Origin of the sequence: Actinokineospora sp. (genome assembly GCF_050699995.1) — a bacterium.
Classification (GTDB): Bacteria; Actinomycetota; Actinomycetes; order Mycobacteriales; family Pseudonocardiaceae; genus Actinokineospora.
The window spans coordinates 1-4,518 of the sequence record NZ_JBOHGC010000040.1 but is presented as its reverse complement, the minus strand read 5'-3'; the positions used below and the strand labels follow the sequence as shown (position 1 = coordinate 4,518).

Genomic DNA, 4,518 nt, shown 5'->3' with positions numbered 1-4,518 from the left:
GGCACCGGCAGCGTGTCCGCTGGCCGCCGCGCCGAGAAGACCTGCCCCAACTGCGGCGGAACCGGTGAGGTCGGATGACCGCCTTCGAACGCCGCGCTCGTCGCGCCGCGCTGCGCCAGGAGGTCGTCATTCTCACCGACCACGTCATGCGGCTCGATGACCAGGCCGAGCAGGCCGACGCCGACACCATCGACGGCGCGCGCATCCTGCACCGCCGAGCGGTCGCGCAGCAGTCCCTCGCCGAAGCCCTCGAAAACTTCGCCGCGATCCACCGCGCCGACAGCGACGTCGCCGTGCTCGCCCACCTTGCCGCCCAGTCCTACGCGGGCCAGGCCGGCGAGTTCCTGGCCCAGCTTGAGGACCAGGCGCTCGCTGGAGGTGCCCAATGAGCCGGACGATCACCGCCTACATCGGCGCTGGCATCGCCGCCGAGACCATCGCCGCCGCCCTCACGGAGTACAGCGACGCTCCTACCTACGGGCGGCACGCCGCGCACGGCGAGCCCGAGCGCGAGCCCGAGCCCGGCTACCAGCCGCGCCACGGCTGGCCCACCACCGACCCGGACAAGGTCGCGTGATGGGCGTCCGCATCGACATTCGGCCCGCCCCCGCCCCGCGCAACCGCGCGGGGCGGGGGGTTGCGGCCGCCGCCTTCGCTTCGCGCCTCGCGCATGCCGTTCTGTGGCTCTGCGTCCTCGCGACCGGCGACGTGCTCGTCGCCCTGGCGGTCACACACGAGCACGGCCGCGCCGCCGGTGCCGCCGTTTTCGCCCTCGTCCTCGGCGCCGTCATGGCCGCGTTCACCGACTGGGCCATCCGCGAACTCGCACGTCCCGGACCGCAGGCCACCGCCACCGTGCAGGAGGTCCAGATGGGTCAGCACCCCGCCGCGGTTGGCCGCGCCCGAATCGCCGCAGCCTTCCGCGTGCACGGCCACCCCACCGCGGCCGCCCACGCGCGCATCGCTGCCGCATTTCGCACGCATGGCCGCCACACCCGGTACGTGGTCCGGACGCCGCGACTCGCGTATGAGGCGCGGCACGCAGTCGCCACCACGCCGATCACCGTCGACACCAAGGGGCATTGATGCCTGAGTACCTGACCACCGTGGACCAGCTGCACGCGGCGGCCGACGACGACGTCCGACGCGACTACGGACCCACCGGCTGCATCACCGCGCTCGTCGTCGGATTCGTCGCAGCTGTCGCCGGATTCGCCTTTGGGCCCATCTTCGTCAACTACGTCACCGAGGTCGTCAACGGTGCGTTCATGCGGGTGATCGCGTGACCTACGCACCGACCGTCGAACAGCAGGCCGTCATCGACGCCTGCGCAGCCGGTAAGGCTGTCGTCGTCGAGGCTGCCGCCGGCGCGGGCAAGACGTCGACCCTGCGCCTCGCCGCAGGCGAGATGCGCGGCCGCGTCCTGTACGTCGCCTACAACCGAGCGGCCGCAGACGAGGCCAAGGCATCGTTCCCGGCTCACGTCCGCTGTTCGACCATCCACGGCCTCGCGTTCGGTGCGGTCGGCCGCGACTTCTCCCGCAGGCTCGGCGGTCGCCGCGTCCCGGCCAAGGTCACCGCCGAACGGCTCGGCGTCCGCGACAATGCCGAGATCGGCGCGGGTCTCACGGTCACGCCGGTGCACATCGCCAAGCTGGCTCTCGCGACCGTCACTCGGTTCTGCCAGTCGGCCGATCTCGAAGTCGGCAAGCAGCACCTGCCGTCGGTGCCGGGAATCCTGACTGAAGCCCAGCTGGGCCGGATGCACCGCAAGATCCCCGAGCTGCGCTCCGCCGGTGAGCACCAGGCCGCCGCCGAGGCACATGCCGCGTGGGACAACGGGCTGCGCGCTCGGCACGACCTCGCCCGGCTGGTCCTGCCCGTCGCCCAGCGAGCCTGGGATGACCTGACCGACCGCTGGGGCGAGCAGGTTCCCTTCGCTCACGACCACTACCTCAAGATGTGGCAGATCGCCGGGCCACGCCTGTCCTACGACGTCGTGATGCTCGACGAGGCGCAGGACTCCAACCCATGCCGCAGTGCCCTCGTCGTCGGCCAGGAGCACGCGCAGCGCATCGCGATCGGCGACAGCTGCCAGCAGCTCTACGCCTGGCAGGGCGCAGTCGACGCGCTGGCGACCTGGCCCGCCGACGTACGGCTGCAGCTGACGCAGTCCTGGAGGTTCGGCGGCGCGGTCGCGGCCGAGGCGAACAAGTGGCTGACCTTGCTCGGCACTGACATGCGGGTGCGCGGCAACCCCAACCTGCCCACGGTGGTCGGGCCCATTCCGACCCCCGACGCGATCCTGTGTCGCAGCAACGCCGGTGCCGTGGGCCGCGTGCTGGCCGCGCTCGAAGATGGACAGCGGCCCGCCCTCGTCGGGGGCGCGACGGAGCTGGTCCAGCTCGCCGACGCCGCCGGTGAGCTGCAGGCCGGAAAGCGCACCAGCCACCCCGAGCTGTGGGCTTTCGAGAGCTGGACGCAGGTTCAGGAGTACGCCGAGGAGGAGCAGGGCGCCGACCTTCGCGTGTTCGTCAAGCTCGTCGACCAGTACGGGCCCGCGAAGATCACCACCGCCCTGTCGCGCACGGTCCCCGAGGACGGGGCCGACGTCGTCATCTCCACCGCCCACAAGTCCAAGGGCCGCGAGTGGGACCGCGTCGCGATCGCCGACGACTTCGCCGAACCCAAGCCGGACAAGGACGGCAACCCGCGCCCGGTCGACAAGGCCGACGCGATGGTCGCCTACGTCGCCGTCACCCGCGCCCGCGACGCCCTCGACCGTACCGGCCTCGCCTGGGTCGACCGCTACGTCGGCCCGGCCGCCGCCATCACCTCAGCACGAAAGGCACCAGCAGCATGACCACCCCCGGAACGGAGATCGTCCGGGTCGGCGCGCTCGCGCTCGACCCCACCCAGGCCGACTGGACCGAGCGGCAGCAGGCCGCCCTGGTTCAGCTCGGTGTGGCAGGAGCCAGCGCCGGTGACCTGGCCGTGTTCCTGCACCAGTGCCAGCGCACGGGTCTGGACCCGTTCACCAAGCAGATCTACATGATCGGCCGCAAGGACCGGCAGTCCAACCAGACGAAGTGGACGATCCAGACCGGCATCGACGGCTTCCGGGTCGTCGCCGAACGCCCGCGCCAAAGCAAGCCCAGCCCCTACCGCGGACAGGACGGGCCGTACTGGTGCGGCCCGGACGGCGAGTGGCGTGACGTCTGGCTCGACAAGACGCCCCCGATCGCCGCCAAGGTCGGCATCAAGCGGGCCGACTGGTCGGAGCCCATCTACGCGGTCGCGCACTTCCACGAGTACGCCCAGACCACCACCTACAACAACCAGACGCGCCTCACGAAGATGTGGGCGGAAAAGGGCGCGCTCATGATCGCCAAGTGCGCCGAAGCCCTGGCGTTCCGCAAGGCGTTCCCGCAGGACCTCAGCGGCATCTACACCGACGAGGAGATGGCGCAGGCCGACGTGGTTCGCGTCGAGTCCGAGCGAGTCGACACCAAGCAGGAACCGGAGGCCGAACCCGACTGGCTCGAGCTCCTGAAGCGGCGGACGGGGAACTTCCCTGCCATCCGCGAGCTTTACCAGCAGGCGCGCGCTGGCAATGCGTCCGCCGCCATCCTCGCTGAGATCAAGGCCGCCGGTGACGCGGCGCAGCAAGCAACCCCAACCCCAGCCCCAGCCGCGGCCGAGAACGAGCCGGTGGACGCCGAGGTCGTCGACGAACACGCGCCGGATGCACCCAGCACAGAGCCGGTCTCCGACGCCGAACCCGCCGCCACTCCGGAGCAGCTCACCGCGATTGCCGCCGCCGTCGGTGAACACGGCGTCAAGGAGCGCGAGGACCGCCTGGCTGTCGTCTCTCTGCTCGTCGGCGACCGCATCACCAGCAGCAGCCAGCTCACCAAGAGCGAGGCGTCCCACGTCATCGACGCCATCGCCAAGCACGCCGAGTCCGGCCAGATCACCGAGACCATCGCCGCCGCCCGCGCGGCCTATACCGAGAAGGTGCCCGCGTAATGGCCGGAGAAACCCCCATCACCATCGTCGGCAACCTCGTCGCCGACGCCGAACTCCGCTATACCCCGGCCGGTGCGGCCGTCGCAACGGTCACCGTCGCGTCGACCCCGCGCACGTTCGACAAGGCGAGCGGCGAGTGGAAGGACGGCGAGGCCCTGTTCCTTCGCGGGCAGATTTGGCGACAGGCCGCCGAGAACCTCGCGGAGAGTCTGACCAAGGGCTCGCGCGTGATCGTCACCGGCACGCTCAAGCAGCGGTCCTACGAGACCCGCGAGGGTGAGAAGCGGACCGTCGTCGAGGTCGACATCGAGGAGATCGGCCCGTCGCTCAAGTACGCCACGGCAAAGGTCACGAAGGTCTCCCGCAGTTCCGGCGGCACGTCCGCGCAACCGCAGAGAGACGACCCCTGGTCCACGCCATCGCCCGCGTCCGGCGGATTCCGCGACGAACCCCCGTTCTGATGCCCACACAGCCAGCGCTCACCGAGCC

General features: G+C 70.8%; 7 protein-coding genes. 6 read left to right on the top strand and 1 reads right to left on the bottom strand.

What is annotated here, in order from left to right; genetic code table 11:
- Nucleotides 1–386: hypothetical protein (locus ACRDSQ_RS02485; RefSeq protein WP_431418373.1), on the bottom strand; the 386-nt coding region annotated here is incomplete at its 3' end.
- Here ACRDSQ_RS02485 and ACRDSQ_RS02480 point away from each other — a divergent pair.
- Genes ACRDSQ_RS02480 through ACRDSQ_RS02455 form a run of 6 tightly spaced genes read left to right on the top strand, consistent with a single transcriptional unit; the run spans nucleotide 386 to nucleotide 4,490 of the window.
- Nucleotides 386–577, top strand: coding sequence for a hypothetical protein (locus ACRDSQ_RS02480; protein WP_431418372.1), 192 nt, complete (start codon nucleotides 386–388; stop codon nucleotides 575–577). The genes ACRDSQ_RS02485 and ACRDSQ_RS02480 overlap by 1 nt on opposite strands.
- Nucleotides 577–1,086 carry a hypothetical protein gene (locus ACRDSQ_RS02475; RefSeq protein ID WP_431418371.1) on the top strand — a complete coding sequence of 170 codons (510 nt, stop codon included), beginning with the start codon at nucleotides 577–579 and terminating at the stop codon, nucleotides 1,084–1,086. The genes ACRDSQ_RS02480 and ACRDSQ_RS02475 overlap by 1 nt, the downstream gene beginning before the upstream one ends.
- Entirely contained in the window at nucleotides 1,086–1,286 is a 201-nt protein-coding gene (locus ACRDSQ_RS02470; protein WP_431418369.1) for a hypothetical protein, read from the top strand. Before ACRDSQ_RS02475 ends, ACRDSQ_RS02470 begins: the two co-directional genes overlap by 1 nt.
- Nucleotides 1,283–2,863: a UvrD-helicase domain-containing protein gene (locus ACRDSQ_RS02465; RefSeq protein WP_431418368.1), complete on the top strand. Its 1,581-nt coding sequence runs from the start codon at nucleotides 1,283–1,285 to the stop codon at nucleotides 2,861–2,863. Before ACRDSQ_RS02470 ends, ACRDSQ_RS02465 begins: the two co-directional genes overlap by 4 nt.
- The gene (bet, locus tag ACRDSQ_RS02460) at nucleotides 2,860–4,029 is read left to right on the top strand and encodes a phage recombination protein Bet (RefSeq protein ID WP_431418367.1); all 1,170 of its coding nucleotides are present in this window, start codon (nucleotides 2,860–2,862) and stop codon (nucleotides 4,027–4,029) included. The genes ACRDSQ_RS02465 and bet overlap by 4 nt, the downstream gene beginning before the upstream one ends.
- Nucleotides 4,029–4,490, top strand: a complete 462-nt coding sequence (locus ACRDSQ_RS02455; RefSeq protein ID WP_431418366.1) for a single-stranded DNA-binding protein — start codon at nucleotides 4,029–4,031, stop codon at nucleotides 4,488–4,490. Before bet ends, ACRDSQ_RS02455 begins: the two co-directional genes overlap by 1 nt.
- Nucleotides 4,491–4,518 lie beyond the last annotated feature (28 nt).